This is a genomic window from Acinetobacter sp. YH12040 (assembly GCF_013420005.1).
Classification (GTDB): domain Bacteria; phylum Pseudomonadota; class Gammaproteobacteria; order Pseudomonadales; family Moraxellaceae; genus Acinetobacter; species Acinetobacter amyesii.
Genome location: NZ_VOZB01000011.1, coordinates 107,869 through 126,685, shown reverse-complemented (window position 1 = coordinate 126,685; position 18,817 = coordinate 107,869). Strand labels below are relative to the sequence as shown.

General features: G+C 38.6%; 19 protein-coding genes. 6 read left to right on the top strand and 13 right to left on the bottom strand.

The window, feature by feature from the left end; translation table 11 throughout:
• Nucleotides 1–96: transposase domain-containing protein (locus FTT99_RS13020; protein ID WP_141192730.1), on the top strand; the 96-nt coding region annotated here is incomplete at its 5' end.
• On the opposite strand, the gene FTT99_RS13015 is transcribed toward FTT99_RS13020, so the two are convergent.
• The 7 genes from FTT99_RS13015 to FTT99_RS12985 form a co-directional block, all read right to left on the bottom strand.
• Nucleotides 93–2,357: a relaxase/mobilization nuclease domain-containing protein gene (locus FTT99_RS13015; RefSeq protein WP_180161579.1), complete on the bottom strand. Its 2,265-nt coding sequence runs from the start codon at nt 2,355–2,357 to the stop codon at nt 93–95. The two genes, FTT99_RS13020 and FTT99_RS13015, sit on opposite strands and share 4 nt — an antisense overlap.
• A 5-nt stretch (nt 2,358–2,362) precedes the next feature.
• Entirely contained in the window at nt 2,363–2,881 is a 519-nt protein-coding gene (locus FTT99_RS13010) for a MobC family plasmid mobilization relaxosome protein (RefSeq protein WP_180025189.1), read from the bottom strand.
• 506 nt (nt 2,882–3,387) lie between these two features.
• Nucleotides 3,388–3,762, bottom strand: coding sequence for a hypothetical protein (locus tag FTT99_RS13005; RefSeq protein ID WP_180025595.1), 375 nt, complete (start codon nt 3,760–3,762; stop codon nt 3,388–3,390).
• Nucleotides 3,763–3,764: 2 nt separating this feature from the next.
• Nucleotides 3,765–4,016, bottom strand: a complete 252-nt coding sequence (locus FTT99_RS13000) for a hypothetical protein (RefSeq protein WP_180025594.1) — start codon at nt 4,014–4,016, stop codon at nt 3,765–3,767.
• Nucleotide 4,017: 1 nt separating this feature from the next.
• Nucleotides 4,018–4,242 (bottom strand): hypothetical protein, encoded by a 225-nt coding sequence (locus tag FTT99_RS12995; RefSeq protein WP_180025593.1) that lies wholly within the window; start codon nt 4,240–4,242, stop codon nt 4,018–4,020.
• Between the two features lie 2 nt (nt 4,243–4,244).
• Complete coding sequence (locus FTT99_RS12990) at nt 4,245–5,084, bottom strand: ATP-binding protein (RefSeq protein WP_180025592.1); 840 nt, start codon at nt 5,082–5,084, stop codon at nt 4,245–4,247.
• 257 nt (nt 5,085–5,341) lie between these two features.
• Nucleotides 5,342–5,686 (bottom strand): helix-turn-helix transcriptional regulator, encoded by a 345-nt coding sequence (locus tag FTT99_RS12985; RefSeq protein ID WP_180025591.1) that lies wholly within the window; start codon nt 5,684–5,686, stop codon nt 5,342–5,344.
• A gap of 394 nt (nt 5,687–6,080) precedes the next feature.
• On the opposite strand from FTT99_RS12985, the gene FTT99_RS12980 reads away from it, so the two are divergent.
• Complete coding sequence (locus FTT99_RS12980) at nt 6,081–6,293, top strand: hypothetical protein (protein WP_005025061.1); 213 nt, start codon at nt 6,081–6,083, stop codon at nt 6,291–6,293.
• 140 nt (nt 6,294–6,433) lie between these two features.
• On the opposite strand, the gene groL is transcribed toward FTT99_RS12980, so the two are convergent.
• The 4 genes from groL to FTT99_RS12960 all read right to left on the bottom strand — a co-directional run bounded on the left by groL (nt 6,434) and on the right by FTT99_RS12960 (nt 10,321).
• The gene (gene groL / locus FTT99_RS12975; RefSeq protein ID WP_078192965.1) at nt 6,434–8,068 is read right to left on the bottom strand and encodes a chaperonin GroEL; all 1,635 of its coding nucleotides are present in this window, start codon (nt 8,066–8,068) and stop codon (nt 6,434–6,436) included.
• 73 nt (nt 8,069–8,141) lie between these two features.
• A complete protein-coding gene (gene groES, locus FTT99_RS12970) occupies nt 8,142–8,432 on the bottom strand; it encodes a co-chaperone GroES (RefSeq protein ID WP_078192966.1) in 291 nt (96 codons plus the stop codon).
• A gap of 184 nt (nt 8,433–8,616) precedes the next feature.
• The gene (locus tag FTT99_RS12965) at nt 8,617–9,402 is read right to left on the bottom strand and encodes a metallophosphoesterase (protein WP_180132078.1); all 786 of its coding nucleotides are present in this window, start codon (nt 9,400–9,402) and stop codon (nt 8,617–8,619) included.
• A complete protein-coding gene (locus FTT99_RS12960) occupies nt 9,383–10,321 on the bottom strand; it encodes a diacylglycerol kinase family protein (protein WP_078192968.1) in 939 nt (312 codons plus the stop codon). The genes FTT99_RS12965 and FTT99_RS12960 overlap by 20 nt, the downstream gene beginning before the upstream one ends.
• A 413-nt stretch (nt 10,322–10,734) precedes the next feature.
• On the opposite strand from FTT99_RS12960, the gene FTT99_RS12955 reads away from it, so the two are divergent.
• Nucleotides 10,735–12,567, top strand: coding sequence for a phosphoenolpyruvate carboxykinase (GTP) (locus FTT99_RS12955; RefSeq protein ID WP_180007483.1), 1,833 nt, complete (start codon nt 10,735–10,737; stop codon nt 12,565–12,567).
• A gap of 80 nt (nt 12,568–12,647) precedes the next feature.
• Here FTT99_RS12955 and glpD read toward each other — a convergent pair whose 3' ends face one another.
• The gene (gene glpD, locus FTT99_RS12950; protein WP_180132077.1) at nt 12,648–14,165 is read right to left on the bottom strand and encodes a glycerol-3-phosphate dehydrogenase; all 1,518 of its coding nucleotides are present in this window, start codon (nt 14,163–14,165) and stop codon (nt 12,648–12,650) included.
• A gap of 341 nt (nt 14,166–14,506) precedes the next feature.
• Here glpD and FTT99_RS12945 point away from each other — a divergent pair, with 341 nt between their 5' ends.
• The 3 genes from FTT99_RS12945 (at nt 14,507) to FTT99_RS12935 (ending at nt 18,060) form a co-directional block, all read left to right on the top strand.
• Nucleotides 14,507–15,826, top strand: a complete 1,320-nt coding sequence (locus tag FTT99_RS12945; protein WP_078192971.1) for an MFS transporter — start codon at nt 14,507–14,509, stop codon at nt 15,824–15,826.
• A gap of 287 nt (nt 15,827–16,113) precedes the next feature.
• The gene (locus FTT99_RS12940) at nt 16,114–17,433 is read left to right on the top strand and encodes an MFS transporter (RefSeq protein WP_180041673.1); all 1,320 of its coding nucleotides are present in this window, start codon (nt 16,114–16,116) and stop codon (nt 17,431–17,433) included.
• Between the two features lie 198 nt (nt 17,434–17,631).
• Nucleotides 17,632–18,060 (top strand): hypothetical protein, encoded by a 429-nt coding sequence (locus tag FTT99_RS12935; RefSeq protein ID WP_078193296.1) that lies wholly within the window; start codon nt 17,632–17,634, stop codon nt 18,058–18,060.
• A 71-nt stretch (nt 18,061–18,131) separates the two neighbouring features.
• Here the strand turns inward: FTT99_RS12935 and FTT99_RS12930 are convergent, their stop codons facing one another.
• Nucleotides 18,132–18,800 (bottom strand): methyltransferase, encoded by a 669-nt coding sequence (locus FTT99_RS12930; protein ID WP_078189884.1) that lies wholly within the window; start codon nt 18,798–18,800, stop codon nt 18,132–18,134.
• Nucleotides 18,801–18,817 lie beyond the last annotated feature (17 nt).

Here is an 18,817-nt window from a genome sequence, read left to right as displayed (position 1 = left end):
GCCTATTTAAGTGATGTGCTGAAAAGGTTGCCGACACATAAAGTGACTCAGATTGAAGAATTACTGCCACATCGCTGGAAATCCAACTCAAATTAAAAAATAGGCATGGGGTTCAGCGGACGCTTACTCTTAATCGAGGTTTGAATCATTTCATCTACGTGAAAATAATTTGGTATTCTTTCTACATCTGGAAGGCTAAATTCAAGCATTTCTGTATAGCACTTAACTGTTTTTATAAAGCCATCCATATTTTGGTAATCTTCTGGTCGTATATACTGAATCTGATCAACCATATCTTTGACGCATTTCTTAATTGCTCTAGAGTAATCAATATTTAATCCTTTTTTTGCATATGCACCATAAGGCTCTTTCTGTATTTCCTGAATGAACTTTCTCATATCTCTATCTGCCTGAGATGCTATTTCGATTGATTCAGAAAGATGTGCTCTTTCATTACTCTCATATATCAATCGTAGATAGTGATCCAAGCTATACACTGGAAATTTATAACGCTTTATCAAACGACACGTATTTTGTAAGTTTGCATCAATTCTTTTAATGTCATTCTCATACCATCCAAATCCTTCAATATTACTTCTAATGAGGCTACGTCTGGTACTTCGCTGTTTTGCAAAGCTGACCAATCGACTGAGTCCAAAGCTTTGAGATTCTGTAGATGTGGATTCAGATTGATTTCGACCAGTTGTTTGATCAGTTCGATAATTTCTGGATGATTCAAATAAGCTTTTAAGTGTTGTAATAATGCTGGTTTTAAGTCTGCTAAAAAAGTGCTTAGATCGGGTAAGGGCAACTCCTTTTTGAGTTCCTGCTCGTAATTGTTGAGTGTTAACTTGTTGTGCTTCAATTCTGTTTCTAATAGCACTATTTTCTCTTCTAATGCTATTTGATAATGCTTCTGTATTTCCACAGTCTTCTTTAAGCTGTCTTCGATACTCAGATGCATTTGTTGCTGCTGTTTCAATTGTTCGATTTGGATCTGTAGTTGATTTAAATACTCCAGATTCAGTTGTCCTAATTCGGTCATGATCATGGCTTATCTCCAAAGGATAAGAGTTAAAAGCAAAATGAGGCTCGTTAAGCAGAGCCCACTCAGTATTTTTAAAAGTCGCATTTGCTGAGGAATATGTGTGTTGTCTGATTGAATCAAGGTGATCTTTTCTTCCCAAGCACTGTTTTGCTTGAGATGCCTCACTTCCATTTGGTTGATTAACTTCTGCTGTTTGCTGATAAAGGTCTCTAGCTCTTCCTTCTCCTGATCCTGAGCCGTTATCACTTCTTGATTGTGTAAATTGATCGTACTCATTTCGTTGACTTGAGCATTCAGCTGATTGATATTGTCTTCTTGAAGATGAGCTGTTTTCTGTGCCTCGAGTAAACTCTGGAACTGTTGACTCATCAAATGTTGATACTGCACTAATGTCTGGGTAATGTTGTTTGTTGTAATGCTCACGTTTTGCTCTAACACGTCCAACTTGTTCAAAACATTGGTTTGCTTTTTTTCGATCTCGTTCCAAATCTTCTGCGATTTGTTCTCGTGTTCTTTGAGCACCTGTTGTTCTATTTCTATCTTGGAGATAATTCTGGATTGAAAATTGTTCATGATAAAAATCCGACTTTAATCTTTGTCTACGATCATCTGTCTTTAACGTGATGTAGTCTTTACCCACTGTGGTGACTTCTCCAATTTCCTTTAAACTTTGGATGATGGATTCCCTATTCGTTACAACACCACTTAATATTCGATGCAAAATGAACTGATCAATTAATTGAATACGATGCTTTTGAGTTTCCCCTTTTAAGCCTGCACGCATTGCTGCAGCATTTTCAAAGTAAATGTGGTTAGGGAGCTTTGAATCCCGACTACGCGCTGGATCATCAGGTCGTGCCCAATTATTTCGATAATTAAAGTAATCTCTAAGTGGATCGAAATAGTGTCTATGTCCGGGTGGTGCAATATTTAAGGATTTACCTGAAGTCAGCTCTATTCGTGGTACAAGAATATGAACATGCTTTGCCCCATTGTCCTCAACATGCATTACAGCCGTCATGTGATATTGATGTGGCTCTAAGCCTACGAATGCATGTTGTTCAAAGGCATCTAATACCTCCGATATATCCTGATCCGATAATTTATCCTCCTCAGCCCAAGCAATAACGACAGACGTATATTTGTACTTATGTGGTGAGCTTTTTGCTAGAACCGCAAAAGTGCTGGGGTCACCTCGTAAAACCTGTACACCTGCTCTAGGACGATTTTGATGATCTTTGTCATCAATGAGATAACTGGCAGCACGTGCTGGATCTCCGACACCATTTTCAAGGAACTTGAAATACATAATGACTAGCTCCTACCTGTTGTTGCACGTGCTATAGCTCGTTGTTTAGCTCTCTCAACGGCAGCATCAGATCTAACGATCGGTGGTAATGGCTCAAGATGTTGATGAAGTTCTTGTTGGATCTCGCTTAGTATTATTAGACACATACCAAAGGAAAATCGTTCTATATCTGCTTGTTTACCTAAACATAAACGATTCAATGATTTAGCTATTTGATTGATATTATTCCCAATTCTACCCAACTCCCTTAATAGCTCTGGATCTACCTTAGTTGTATAAGGCTGCATATATTTAGCTTTACGTCGATGTTTTTTCTTAGCCTCATTATTTTCAACGCCGACTTCATTTTCACTTTCCAATTCAACCAACTTAAAATTCTTTTTAAGAAGAAATTCTCGGGTAATTAAAAAATGAATAAAATCAGTAAAAATCATATTTTCAGCTTCTAATAAATTCTCCAATTTTTGTGCTTGAGCATCTGTAAATCTTAACCTTTTAACAATCGTACGCTTGCCATGTGCCATGACTTCACCATTTGAATCGTGAGGGTTCTGGGGTCTTAGGGGTCTCCCTAACAAGCCCTGTTGCGTACCAAAAAAAGTGCGTAGCACTTGTTTTTGTAGCTACAGGTAGGCTTGCTTAATGACACCACCATCCATATTAGGTATTCACCTAACTAGGCTAAGGCTACTAAAAGTAAAAATTTGAAGATTAGATATGTTGGGAATTTTGAAATTTTCGCTAAAAGTTTAATTAGACTTACATAAAAACTTAGTTGGCTTTAAAAGCAGCCTGTATTGAAGTACTTACTCTTATTCTGTCTAGATAGACTTTAATGCTTTTTATAACGACTCAGAGCTAAACAAACTGTGAGATATAGACAAATTCATAAAAAGCCCAATCGTTATGATTCGGCTTTCCACAAAATAAGACTTTGATTTTGTTAATTCTTAACTTATAGCTCACAATCATCTAATTAACAAAGGAAAAGAGCTCTTTCTCATAAAGAGTTTTTGATTGCTTTATACTTTTATACTCTCTTTAAATGAGTATATTCTGTTTCTCTTAAATAAATAATCAATTGATTTAGTTCTTTCAGATCACAAGTATATTCTTGAAATTCTTCTTTTGATGGTGAAGAACCTAACTTTTCAAAACTTTCAAATGAAAGGTCTACATACATTTTCTCAAGAAATCTAATAATTGTATCCCGTATAAATTGGGACATTTCCACTAGTTTCATATCAACAATTTCTCCCTCAACAACTAGTTGTTTTGTTACTGAATCACCAATTTGAGAGAAGTCTGACTTACTTAACTTTAAGAAAAAATTTGGAGTAAAATCAAATACTTTAATAGCATTTACTTCAGTATTTTTAGAAATGGAAATCAACTCAATATTCATATTTATTCACCCTCACTATCTTCAGCTTCGGTCTTTTCAGTTGCCCTTATTTCTAACTCAGGAATTTCGGCCCATGCGATATCATTCTCATCTAGCATAGTTTTCGCAGGACCTGATATCCGATCTGTTGTAACTATAGCAATTGGTAAAACCCCCGCTTTTTTCCTTTTTTCTATCATATCTTTAACAATGCCAGTATGAACATAGTTAGTTTTTATTTCGATAGATGGAAGCCCCTGATCACTATCAGTCATATTATTTACCATTAAATTCTTTGTGATAATTACGGATCATTTCCTGAACCCTACTCGTATCATTTTTATTTATCAGCAATATATCTCCTTTTGATGAATTCCCACGCGTTCTTTTATACTTAATACCATTTTTTTCTAATTTATTACACAACCATGTTATTACGTCACGATGTAATTCTAAATGAAATATCATTTCATCTTCATCAGTTTCAAAATTTCTAACCATTTCTACTCCAATATATTCTCAACAGAACTATAGGCCTCGTTAAATGCCACAATAATCTCATTTATAGTTATATCTTTTTCATTTAATGTATTAGTTATAACATTTCTAAAACAACCTTTAACATCAGGAATTGTCATATTTTTATCCAAATAAATATTATATAATTTTTTAATATCCTCATCAGAAAGTTTCAAAGATGAAATAATTGCAACTAATTTAATTAAATATTCTTTAAATTCAGATATACTAAGCCTTTCATAAACCTTAATTTTTAAATTAAAACGTCTGACTACAGCTACATCAATCTTATCTTCAATATTGCTAATCGCAACAATAATTATTCCCTGTACTAATGAAGGGTGAAGTTTATCTAATTCTAGTAAGAAAGCAGACATTGCTCTTCTTGAGGCATCATGTTCATTAGATTTATCCCTAGTAATACAAAATTGATCTATTTCGTCTATTAATAAAATTTTGGGATTTTCATTAGAACATTCTTGAGTTAAATCGCTAAAAACTTCAATTAAGTTTTTCGATGTTCCCCCATATTCTGCTGACATAGCTAGTGAAAAATTCAAATAATATAAATTTATATTATTATTTTTCGATTTAAGTAAATCGAATAAAGAATAAACAAGGGTAGTTTTCCCTGTATTCGGCGGACCATATAAAAATATTGTTGGATAGTAATCCAATTTTGATAGTATTTTGTTTTTAGAACTATCTAAGATTAAAGAGCTCAAACTCTTCATTTTTCTCATGGCATAGTTATTTCCAACTATTAATGATGACTCTAATCTACTAGTTATCTCTTTTGAATCTACTCGGACTAATAATGACAAAGTATTCACCCTAAAAAGCTAATAAAAAATTTATTTTTTATATGAACCATTAACTAAGGATAGAAGTAATATTTAGTTGTCTAATACATCGAATATTACACTAAATAACAATATCATAGTTCACTCCAAGTCTCATCCAATTTATGCAGAATTGAATTTTTTCAAGTAAATGTAGAGGTCAACAAATATTGAACATAGTGTGAAGTTTTTGTTCAACCTAACAAGGGTTGAAGCCATCATTAAGCTTATATCTTAGTTCACCAGCCTAAATCATCTTCGTCTTTTATTTTTAATTTTTTATCACATTTACGACTTGCTCTTTGTCGAACCTTACCTCGAAGTTTCAATAGTTGTATTGGAGAAAATGGCTGTTCAGGCAAAAATGAATCTAGATGATCCAATAGATCTAATGTCATTAAAATCGCAATCAAGTTTTCTAAACTAACCTGCCCTGCTTCTGCATTCATCACAACTTTTCTAGAAACTCCTGTGTGTTGAGCTATCTCCAGTTGTGTCAGATTTAAGTTGAGTCTAGCTCTTTGTAACCTTTGCCCTAACTCAATAGCAAGAGCATGCGCTGTCTTAGAATTATGCCGTGTCATGTAAAGTCACCTATATGGTACTTAGATCGCTGAAATACCAATTAAAGTTCAATTTAAGGCACTTTAGAACATATACTATTTTCATTATTTATTTCAAAAAATTCAAACAACCAATTACCGTAAGAATTCTAAAGTCCACACTCAATTTAGAAATTAACCATTTTTTTGAAGTTTTGCATAAATCTCCTTTTTCAAAATTTGATCCTGCTATGTTTAGCTTAGTGGCATATTTCATGTGATGAACTCATAAAGAAATGATGCGCATTAAAAACTTTAAACACTAGCATATAGGAATTGAAATGCTTGATTTAGCAATATTTTTAATAGATTACTTTAATCTATCTCTCAAACATCATTTGTTTTCTGTTGTTAGTCATTAATTCAGGGGAATGGTATGGGATTTACAATAGACCTCACCAATACTGAACGACGGGTTTCTACCGCTGAATTTGCACTACGTATGAATATCAGTGAAAAAGAGCTCTATCAACGTATCAAAGATGGACGTATACAGTCACCGATCAAGGATGGTCGTAAAAATTTTTGGCTGAATAGTTATGTACTCGCTTGCATCACAAGCTCAGGAACTTATCTTAAGCCCCTTTGAAAAAGCTAGAATAAAAAAGGTCGCTATAATAGCGACCTTTTTTTACAACAAATTATTTTGTGAGTAATACTGTGAGTAACTTATAAAAATTTTATGAATAAATATATAAATTACAAAGTATTAATCATAGCATAGGCAGATTACATCATACCGCCCATGCCGCCCATACCGCCCATATCAGGCATAGCAGGTTTGTCTTCTGGGATTTCAGTAATCATACATTCAGTTGTAAGCATTAAGCCCGCAACAGATGCAGCATGCTCAAGCGCAGAACGTGTTACTTTCGCAGGGTCGAGAATACCCATTTCTAACATATCGCCATACTCTGAAGTTGCAGCGTTATAACCGAAGTTACCTTCACCGTTTTTCACAGCATTGATTACAACTGATGGCTCATCACCAGAGTTTGCAACGATTTGACGAAGCGGCGCTTCAATTGCACGACGTAAAATGTTGATACCAACATTTTGGTCATCATTAGCACCAGACACACCTTCAAGTGCTTTTGCAGCACGTACAAGTGCAACACCACCACCTGCTACAACACCTTCTTCAACTGCAGCACGAGTTGCATGAAGTGCATCGTCAACGCGATCTTTCTTCTCTTTCATTTCAACTTCAGTTGCAGCGCCGATTTTGATTACAGCAACACCGCCTGCCAATTTAGCAACGCGTTCTTGAAGTTTTTCTTTGTCGTATTCTGAAGTTGATTCTTCAATTTGAGCACGAATTTGAGTTACACGTTCAGCAATTTGCTCTGCAACACCTGCACCATCAACAATTACTGTATTTTCTTTAGAAACAGTAACTTTATGCGCTGTACCTAAGTGCTCAAGTGTAGTTTGGTCTAAAGACATACCAACCTCTTCAGAAACTACAGTCGCGCCAGTTAAAATCGCGATGTCTTGAAGCATCGCTTTACGACGATCACCAAAACCAGGTGCTTTAACAGCACAAACTTTGATAATGCCACGCATGTTGTTTACAACAAGAGTTGCAAGTGCTTCACCTTCAACATCTTCAGCAATGATAAGAAGCGGTTTACCTGTTTTAGCAACAGCTTCAAGTACAGCAATTAATTCGCGGATGTTGCTGATTTTTTTATCAACAAGAAGAATGTATGGGTTTTCAAGTTCAGCTGTTAGCGTATCTTGTTTGTTTGCAAAGTAAGGGCTGATGTAACCACGGTCAAACTGCATACCCTCTACAACATCTAGAGAATCTTCAAAGCCTGAACCTTCTTCAACAGTAATTACACCTTCTTTACCGACTTTTTCCATTGCTTGAGCAATAAGTTTACCAACAGTGGTGTCAGAGTTCGCAGAAATAGAACCTACTTGTTCAATCGCTTTAGAGTCAGATGCAGGTTTTGCAGTCGCTTTAATTTCAGCAACTACAGCTTTAACCGCGATGTCGATACCGCGTTTAAGATCCATTGGGTTCATACCCGCAGTTACTGATTTAATCCCTTCATTAAGGATTGCTTGTGCAAGAACAGTTGCAGTTGTTGTACCGTCACCCGCGATGTCGTTGGTTTTTGAAGACACTTCACGAACTAGCTGAGCGCCCATGTTTTCAAACTTGTCTTTTAACGTGATTTCTTTAGCAACAGAAACACCATCTTTAGTGATGTGCGGCGCACCGAAAGAACGGTCGATTACAACGTTACGGCCTTTAGGACCTAAAGTCACTTTTACAGCATCTGCAAGTACATTTACACCCGCGATCATTTTTGAACGCGCTGAATCACCAAATTTTACGTCTTTAGCTGACATGTCTAACTCCGAATCTTTTTAAAATTTTTAACAATTTATGATGAATAAAAGGGTCTAAATGCGTGTACGAAACTTAAGCTTCAAGTACCGCTAAGATGTCAGACTCTTTCATAATAAGAAGCTCTTCGCCTGCTACTTTTACTTTTGTACCGGCATAAGTGCCAAACAATACGTTGTCACCAACTTTAACGTCTAATGCACGTACGCCATTGTCAGTTACTTTGCCATTACCTACAGCGATTACTTCGCCTTGAGCAGGTTGTTCAGCTGCTGAAGTACTTAAAATAAGACCACCAGCAGTTTTAGTTTCCTTTTCAACACGGCGAATCACAACGTTGTCATGCAAAGGACGAATATTGCTCATAGTTAACTCCAGACTAAGTCTATTTACTAGATAAAAGACGATGACATTTTGATTTCCGTAAGCCATCGACAAAAAAATAATTTAGATGACACTTTTGTGGGGATGGAAAAAAACCCTTCAAGGGCAAAATTTAATTTTTTTCATTTTTTTGTATTTTTTTTCTTCAAAATTTAAATTTAAAGGATTAAAGCTCATCCAAAATATGAGTACTAAGATTTTCTTCGAATATTTTTAACTTTGAATTATAAAAATAATGCTGCACATTCATCTGCTCATCAATGACATTAAAACTGTTGGCAAGGTTATCGTGTAGGCGATATGACGTTGCAGTTCCAGCATGAATATCCCAAACTGGATGCGCAGCACCTAAAGCATAAATCTGATTGAGGTCATAGCTGGCTGGAACATGTAAATGTCCATGCAATAAACCATTTAAACCGTGTTGACTCCACTGTTCGAGTGCCAAACGCCCTTGAACAGGACAATCTTTCACACCATGCGGGTCATTGGGCGGCGTATAAAAAGGTTGATGCGCTATGATTAATTTCACTTTATTGGGCGGCGCATGTTTAAGTAATTCCTCGACATGATGTATTTGCTCGAGCGATACATGCCCTCGCGTATGGTAACGGCGGCGAATACTATTGATCCCAATTAAATAAAAATGCTCGGTTTCCAGTACATTTTCCATGGCACCAAAAAAAAATTGATAACGTGCAAAAGGGCTAAAAACACGGTTCCATAAATGATATAGCGGAATATCATGATTCCCCGGCACAACGATATAAGGCAGCTTTAAGCTTTCTAAAAATTGCTTACATGCATAAAACTGACGATAACGCGCACGTTGGGTCAAGTCTCCACTGGCAACCACGGCCTCGATACGCTGTTCACGACAAAATTGCTGAATAGCGCGCATACACTCTGGCTTTTCAGTGCCGAAATGCAGATCAGACAGATGCAGTATCATGTGGCACCCGTATCTTTAAGGCTTGTTTTTGCACTCGAATTTTAAGCGGCGGTTTCATTTCTACAATCTCACCATCCACAGCAACGGTCATTTTTTTTCGTTGGGTATGTATGGTGACTTCATCAGCGGCAAAACTATACACATCTGGTGCATTGTCGATATTGCCACGGATCAATTGCCATAAAATTTTAAATAACGTTTTCTTATCACTTTTTGCGACCACCACACCTGCAACTTTACCTGCCTCTGCATCCTTAGCAATTTGCAAGTTTAAATCGGCCAATTGCAATTGATTATTGCCAAAAAAGATCAAGGGCGTTTTGACTGGATAAATATGATGATCCACTTCTATTTCCAATTTCAGCTCTTTACGATCTCGAATCAGCACATCCAAACCTGAGGTATAAGCATGCAATGGGAAACGCCCAAACTTTTGATTATAAAATTCTCTTTTTTGTATAAATAAAGGATACAAGCCCAAACTGGCATTGTTTAAATAGATATGTTCATTGATTTGCGCCACGTGCACCTGTCGATTATTGCCTGTCGCAATCACCTGTGCCGCTTGAATTAAATCGAGAGGAATATTGAGTACCCGCGCCACATAATTAAATGTGCCCAAAGGTAAGACCCCCATAGGAATATCGGTATGCATCAACTGATGAGCAACAGCATTTAAGGTTCCATCACCACCTGCAGCAACCACAACACCCAAATTATCAGGGTCTTTATGGCGTGCAAATACCTTGCTCATTAAAGTATCAAAACTCGCTTCCTGCCCAAGCTCAAATGACTGTATTTCGAAATTATGATCGGATAATATCCGCACAAGTTCCTCGTAGACTTCATCTTTGTTTGCAGCATGAAATCCTGATTTTTTATTATAGATAATAGATAAAGGCTTGGCTTGTTTAATCACTTTTTATACATCTTGGCCGCTTAGTATTGTATTTTGTCGAATTTAACAGCAAATAATAGCGCCTTTATGTAAAAATCGAATTACCACCATTTATTTAATCAATAATAATTCTCAAATATCAATTACATGCAACTTTTTGTTTTTATTAAAAATAACTACATAAAATATTGTCCATCACGTTAATAAATAAAGTTAAAATTCACCATATAATATGTTAAGTTATTGTATTTTATCTATATTTAATATAAATAGCATTAACTACCAAAAAAAATCTACCACTTCTTTAGTCTTATTTTTTTTATGAATTTATGCTTTAATACAGCCACTTTTTTTTCATCTTTTATCTGCATGATGTATCCCATGATGCAGATTATACTTTGTACGGTTAGTACATTTTTGAGATAGGCCTCACCATGACCCAAGTGAACGCACCAGAATTCGTTCGTCACCCTAAGCTCATTGCTTGGGTGGAAGAAATTGCCAAATTAACCAAACCAGCAAAAATCGAATGGTGTGACGGTAGCGCAGAAGAATATCAACGTTATATCGACTTGATGATCGCTAACGGCACTATGCAAGAACTTAACCAAGAAAAACATCCTGGTTCTTACCTTGCTAATTCTGATCCTTCTGACGTTGCTCGTGTTGAAGGTCGTACTTACATCTGTTCTGAAAAACAAGAAGATGCAGGCGCAACAAACAACTGGGAAGCTCCAGCTGAAATGCGTGCTCGTCTGAATGGTTTATTTGACGGTTCAATGAAAGGCCGTACTTTGTACGTAGTTCCTTTCTCTATGGGTCCTTTAGGTTCTCATATTGCTCACATCGGTATCGAACTTACTGATTCTCCTTACGTTGCTGTAAGCATGTCTAAAATGGCTCGTATGGGTAAAGCTGTTTATGACGTACTTGGTACTGACGGTGACTTCATTCCTTGCGTACACACTGTTGGTGCTCCGCTTGAAGAAGGTCAAAAAGACGTTGCTTGGCCTTGCAACCCTGAAAAATACATCGTTCATTACCCAGAAACGCGTGAAATCTGGTCTTACGGTTCTGGTTACGGCGGTAACGCATTGTTGGGTAAAAAATGCCTAGCTTTACGTATTGCATCTTCTATGGGTCGTCAACAAGGTTGGTTAGCTGAACACATGCTCATCCTTGGCGTGACTAACCCACAAGGCGAAAAACACTACATCGCAGCTGCATTCCCTTCTGCTTGTGGTAAAACAAACTTCGCGATGTTGATTCCACCAGCGGGTTACGAAGGTTGGAAAATTGAAACTGTAGGTGACGATATTGCTTGGATCAAACCAGGTGAAGATGGTCGTTTATATGCAATCAACCCTGAAGCTGGTTTCTTCGGTGTAGCACCTGGTACAAATACCAAGACTAACCCGAACTGCATGGCGACTCTTCATAAAGACGTAATCTATACTAACGTTGCTGTAACTGACGAAGGTGAAGTATGGTGGGAAGGCCTTACTAAAGAAGCGCCTGCTAACTTGACTAACTGGAAAGGTCAACCACACACCGGCGAAGAAAAAGCAGCTCATCCAAATGCTCGTTTCACTGTTTCAGCTGGTCAATGTCCTTCTATTGATGCTGACTGGGAAAATCCAGCAGGTGTTCCAATTTCTGCATTCATCTTCGGTGGTCGTCGTGCAGACACAGTGCCTCTAATTTCAGAAGCATTTGACTGGGTTGACGGTGTTTACAAAGCTGCAACTATGGGCTCTGAAACAACTGCTGCTGCTGTTGGTCAACAAGGTATCGTTCGTCGTGACCCATTCGCAATGCTTCCATTTGCGGGTTACAACATGGCTGACTACTTCTCTCACTGGTTAGAACTTGGTGAAGAAGTTGCTGCTAAAGCTAAAGCTGCTGGCAATAAACTTCCTGGTATCTACAACGTGAACTGGTTCCGTCGTGATGCTGAAGGTAACTTTGTATGGCCTGGTTTCGGTCAAAACATGCGTGTTCTTGAGTGGATCATTGACCGTTGTGAAGGTCGTGCAGACGCTGTTGAAACACCTATCGGCCTTGTTCCAACATACGAACAATTGAACTGGACTGGTTCAGACTTCACTAAAGAGCAATTCGAGCTTGTAACTTCTCAAGATAAAGATCAATGGATCAAAGAACTTGAAAGCCACACTGAATTGTTCAACAAACTTGGTGATCGCTTACCAAAAGCACTTAAAGTACGTCAAGACGAACTTTTAGAAGCTGTAAAAAAATCTGCTTAATCGGCCTTTAATTTCCCTCCATTAAAAGAGGGATTAAGAAAGATTTAAAAGACCGCCTTGCGCGGTCTTTTTTATATCAACTAAGCCACATCTTGAGCTTTTTGCTTTATACGTATTGCCATTAAGTACTCGTCCAAAACATCAACTTCAGATGCACTGAATTGCAAATATAAGTTTGTGCGTCTTTGCAAAATATCTTCAGAGCTTCTCGCCCACTCATGCTCAACCAAATAATCTACTTCTTGAGCATACAAGCCATGCCCGAAGTTTTGCCCAAGCTCATCAATCGAAGTTAAATGATTCAGCAAAATCCAGACACGTGTTCCATAAGCATGCGCCCAACGACTTGCTAGACTGCTTGAAACACCTTTAACATTTTGTTGGATTTCAACTATCAACTGCTCGATTGATTCTAAATTTTCCGCACCAGGTAATGCTGTATCAGCAGTCCAAGGCTTGGATCGATGATGAAAAACAGTTTTAAGTTGATCTAGCGCCGCTTCTGCGAGTTTTCGATAGGTGGTGAGCTTGCCACCAAAAATTGATAGCAATGCTGCACCTTCTACATCTGTCAGTGCCAAAGTATAATCTCGCGTGACTGCTGCTGGATTATCTGATTCATCATCACACAGCGGACGCACACCTGAATAGGTTGAAATGATGTCCGTTTGCGTCAATTGAGTTTTAAAGTGATCATTTGACACATCAAGCAAGTAATCGATTTCTTCTTGGCTTATCTTTACTCGATTTGGGTCTGCATGATATTCACGATCTGTCGTGCCGATCAAGGTATATTGTTCTAAATATGGGATCGCAAAAACAATGCGATGATCATCATTTTGCATAATAAAAGCTTTATCACCATCAAAGAGCTTTGCAACGATGATATGGCTACCTTGTATTAAGCGTATACCATAAGGTGACTCTTGCTTTAAACCCTGTTTTATAAAGTCAGCAACCCAAGGACCTGCCGCATTCACCAATACTTTAGCCTGCACATTTTGAAAACCCTTGGTATTTTTTAAACACACTTGCCAAATGCCAGCTTTACTGTATGCATTTAAACATTCTGTTCGAGTCAGAACCTGTGCACCATATTCCCGTGCTTGTATCGCATTGAGTACAACCAAGCGTGCATCATCCACAGCGCAGTCGGAATATTCAAACCCTCGGGTAAATCTAGGTGCTAAAGGACTAACTTCCACATCAAATTCAATTCCATTGGAGCCTGCAAGCTGTTCTCGCTTACCCAAATAATCATAAAAGAATAATCCAGTACGAATTAGCCAAGCCGGTCGTAAATGCGGTTCATGTGGCATGATAAAACGCATCGGTCGAATAATATGGGGGGCTTTTTTAAGGAGAACTTCGCGTTCTGCCAGTGCCTCACGTACCAAACGAAATTCTTTATGTTCTAAATAGCGAAGACCACCATGAATTAATTTGCTACTTGCAGATGAAGTATGGCTCGCGAGATCATCTTTTTCGCAAAGCAAAACACTTAAACCACGCCCCGCTGCATCACAAGCAATACCAACACCATTGATTCCACCACCAATGACCACCATGTCATATATTAATTGTTGTTGTGTATTCATCGCTCCCTCCCACTATATCTTTTTATTCAACAATGCTTCGTTTTCTTTGCTTTATTATTTTTCTCATTGATCATCATTTTTTGATCAAGATACCTATTTTGGTCACGATATCCTTACGCTGAGTTTTTGTATTCCTCATTAAATGAGAAGTTATATTTTAAATGTACGTTTAAACGGTTGCTGGCTCAAGCATGAAATCAATCATTTTAATGCCCACACCCTTATTCAAAGCAAAATTCATGACAAGCCGTTGATTTGTACACTTTTTCAACAAAACCTCTTTTTTAGTTTACATTTCATGCTTTTCGATACGCATAAGATATTTTCACACAATAAAAAAGATGGATTTTAAAATGACGGAAGAAATTGTTACTCAATCAAATTTAGATACAAAGACCCGAGTAAAATCCATTCTCGGAGGTTCAGCAGGTAATCTTGTTGAATGGTACGATTGGTATGTCTATGCGGCATTCACCCTCTATTTCGCCCATGCTTTTTTCCCTCAGGGCAGCCAGACTGCACAACTTCTCCAAGCCGCGGCCATCTTTGCAGTGGGCTTCCTCATGCGGCCCATTGGTGCATGGATTATGGGGATCTATTCAGACAAAAAAGGTCGAAAGTCAGGTTTAACCCTCTCCGTCACACTCATGTGTATCGGCTCATTGATGATTGCCATTTCTCCAACGCATGACCAAATTGGTATTTTGGCGCCGATTATTCTTGTGGTTGCACGACTAATTCAAGGTTTAAGTGTCGGCGGTGAATATGGCGCCAGTGCAACCTACCTCAGTGAAATGGCTGACCGCGACCGTCGTGGTTTTTTTTCAAGCTTTCAGTATGTGACACTGATTGCAGGTCAGTTGACTGCACTGTGCGTACTACTTATTTTGCAATGGTTGCTGACCGAAGAACAATTGCATGATTGGGGCTGGCGTATTCCATTCTTTATCGGTGCGTGTTTAGCGGTAGTGGTTTTCCGTATTCGACGTGGCCTGCTAGAAACCCAGTCCTTCAAAAATGCACAAGAGCAAAAGGACCAGCCTGAATCAGGCTTATTTTCTCTCTTTAAGCATTATCCGAAAGAAGCATTCACGGTGTTATTTTTAACAGCTGGAGGTACATTGGCTTTTTATACTTACACCACTTATTTGCAAAAATATCTGGTCAATACCTCTGGCTTTAGTAAACCTGAGGCCACACAAATCACCACCTTAGCGCTGTTTATTTTTATGTGCTTACAACCACTAGCAGGTGGTCTATCCGACAAAATTGGTCGTAAACCTCTAATGATCGCCTTCGGTATCTTAGGGGTGCTGTTCACCTATGTTCTATTTAGTGCCTTAGGACAAACTCAAGATTATTGGACCGCATTTTGGCTCTGTCTCGCAGGTTTAGTGATTGTCACGGGATACACCTCGATCAATGCGGTTGTAAAAGCAGAAATGTTCCCTGCACATATTCGCGCATTGGGCGTTGCGCTGCCTTATGCACTTGCAAATACCATCTTTGGTGGTACAGCAGAATTCTTTGCGCTAAGTTTTAAAGAAGCTGGTCACGAGTCATGGTTTTTCATCTATGTAACCATCATGATTTTTATTTCGTTATTGGTCTACGTCTTTATGAAAGACACCAAACACCACTCCAAAATTCAAGAGCATTGATCAGAATTATTTGATGATGACTTATTGATCAAGCTGATCAAAAACAGCATGTTTTTCCAATCAAAGCCTCAATCTATGAGGCCTTGTTGTTTTCATTTAGTCGTGAAAAATGTATCTGGTCAAAAAAATCGCATTTTATAGACTAAAGTCGCATGATTTTCTGCGACAACAGGAGTATAAATTAAATAAATATAGTTCCATCTCCCATTTCGACAAAATATATTGATTTAAACTTTTCCCAAAGAGTTTAAATGGATATGTTTTGCATTCATTCCTTGGAGAATGATGTGTCAAACTCATCTGAGCCAGTTGTTCCTGAACAATTGGATAGAAAAACTCGTGTCAAATCTATCCTCGGCGGATCTGCCGGCAACCTCGTTGAATGGTACGACTGGTATGTCTACGCTGCTTTTACCCTTTACTTTGCACCGCAATTTTTCCCTGACGGTGACAATACTGTAAAACTCTTACAAGCAGCTGCAGTCTTTGCACTCGGTTTCTTAATGCGTCCAATCGGCGCATGGGTCATGGGTATTTATGCGGACCGTAAAGGTCGTAAAGCAGGTTTGACGCTGTCTGTATCGTTGATGTGTGTCGGCTCACTGATGATCGCATGTGCGCCAACCTACGATTCTGTAGGGATGCTCGCACCCGCTATTCTACTTTTAGCGCGTTTACTCCAAGGCTTAAGTGTCGGCGGTGAATATGGCTCTAGTGCGACCTATTTGACTGAAATGGCAGGTAAAAACCACCGCGGTTTCTTCTCAAGTTTCCAATATGTCACACTGATTTCAGGTCAGCTATTGGCTCTTTGCGTTTTAATTATCCTACAACGCAATTTCTCAGAACAAGCTTTAACTGAATGGGGCTGGCGTGTTCCCTTCTTTATCGGTGCGTTGCTCGCTATAGTGGTGTTCTGGATTCGTCGCGGTTTAGTTGAAACTCAATCCTCTAAAGAAGCTCAAGAACAAGCTAAAAATGGTGGTCCAAAATCAGGTGCTTTAGCGTTATTTACCAAATACCCTAAACAAGCCTTCACTGTGATCATGTTGACTGCCGGTGGTACTTTAGCGTTCAACACCTTTACCACTTATTTACAAAAGTATTTGGTCAACACGTCTGGCTTTGAAAAAACCACAGCAACTGAAATTACCACTGCTGCAATTTTCATCTTCATGCTTTTACAACCTGCTATCGGTGCGCTTTCAGACAAAATTGGTCGTAAGCCAATTATGATCGCCTTTGGTGTGCTTGGTGTGCTGTTTACCATTCCTATTTTCAATGGTATCGGTTCAACTACCAGCCCAACCACAGCATTTATGCTTTGCATGAGCGGTATGGTAATTGTAACTGGTTATACTGCGATTAATGCCGTAGTAAAAGCAGAGTTGTTCCCTGCACACATCCGTGCCCTAGGTGTTGCATTGCCTTATGCCATTGCAAATACACTCTTTGGTGGTACCGCAGAACTTGTAGCTTTGAGCTTCAAAAATGCAGGCCATGAAAACTACTTCTTCTACTACATTACATTCATGATTGGTTTATCTTTAATTACCTATGTCTTCATGAAAGATACGAAAAAACATAGCATGATCACTGACGATTAATTCGCTCAGCCCTGCTATTCCACTTAAGCTCATCAAAGCCTATTTTGATGAGCTTTTTTTATCTCCATTTCCATCTACTCATCGTTTCGGCTGCATCAAAGATTTAATCAAACTTCTTTGGCTTTCTTGGTTTTCGCCATCGAGTCGACAGACGGACTATGGCATACTGAACATACAAATACACACGGCGAATGAATGATGAAAAATATTTACAAAGTTTTAAGTTTGGGTATTGTTGCAATGTCGATGGCTGCTTGCCAAAGCACTCCACGTGCTTTTAATGGTCAAACAGGCTTTCAAATAGAGTCCAAATCTGCAGATAGCGCAACACTTGCATATACTTTAGCGGGTCGCCAAAACCAACAACTGGATGCCAATAAATTACAACGTGCTTGCCAAAAAGTATTAAATACGCAAAAGACCTATAAATTACAAATCTTAAGCGTGAACGAAATTGCAAATCCTGCTTTGGAAAATACCCAGTACGGCCGTCAAATTGGTAATACACGTGCGAACTTTGGACTGTCAAATACCCCAGACCTTCGTAACTCCGAAAACCTAGGTGCACGTGATGCACTAGATGCTCGCCCTGCCACCTTACGTGTGGTTCGCTATACGTGTTCTTAACGACTATTATGATGTTCAAAAGACAAAAAATAAGACGCATGGAGCGTCTTATTTTTTTATCGGCTCAAAATTTATAGGGTTTTATAAAAACTCACATTACGAAACTCAGGTGATTCATCCAAATCAGGCCATGTCGTCGCGCTTCGTTCATCGAGTTTTTCATATTTAGGATGACTAAAGTTTTTCACACGACTGTCTGCCACCCACACTTCTGGAGCAAACTTTAAAAACTCATCCAAAAAGAAACGATTGCATTGGTCATACAGCACATCGGCAGCCAATAAAATATCGACTTGTTCGGCTTTATACAGATCGTCTAAATATTCGAGTTCAACATTATTCAGCTCAGCATTCGCACGGCAGGCATCTAGGCTCACTTGGTCGATGTCACAGCAGATCACGCGTTTCGCCCCTGCCATTTTTGCTGCAATCGCCACCACGCCTGAACCTGCACCAAAGTCCAACACCACTTTATCTTTGACATGATGCGGCTCTGCCAACAACCACTGCGCCATTGCAAGCCCTGAAGCCCAACAAAAGATCCAATACGGCGTATCATTCCATATACGGCGAATGACTTCATCATCCAATTTATCGGTTGGAAATACAGGCGGTATCAACCATAAAGAAATGGGGGTTTCAGGCAACTGTTGAGCATGTAATTCACAATGTGGAATGACTTCATGCAGTGCTTTCAGTAAATGTTCAGGGGCTTTGGGGAATTGGAAAGTACAGCTCATATTAAGCCTTGGAGATG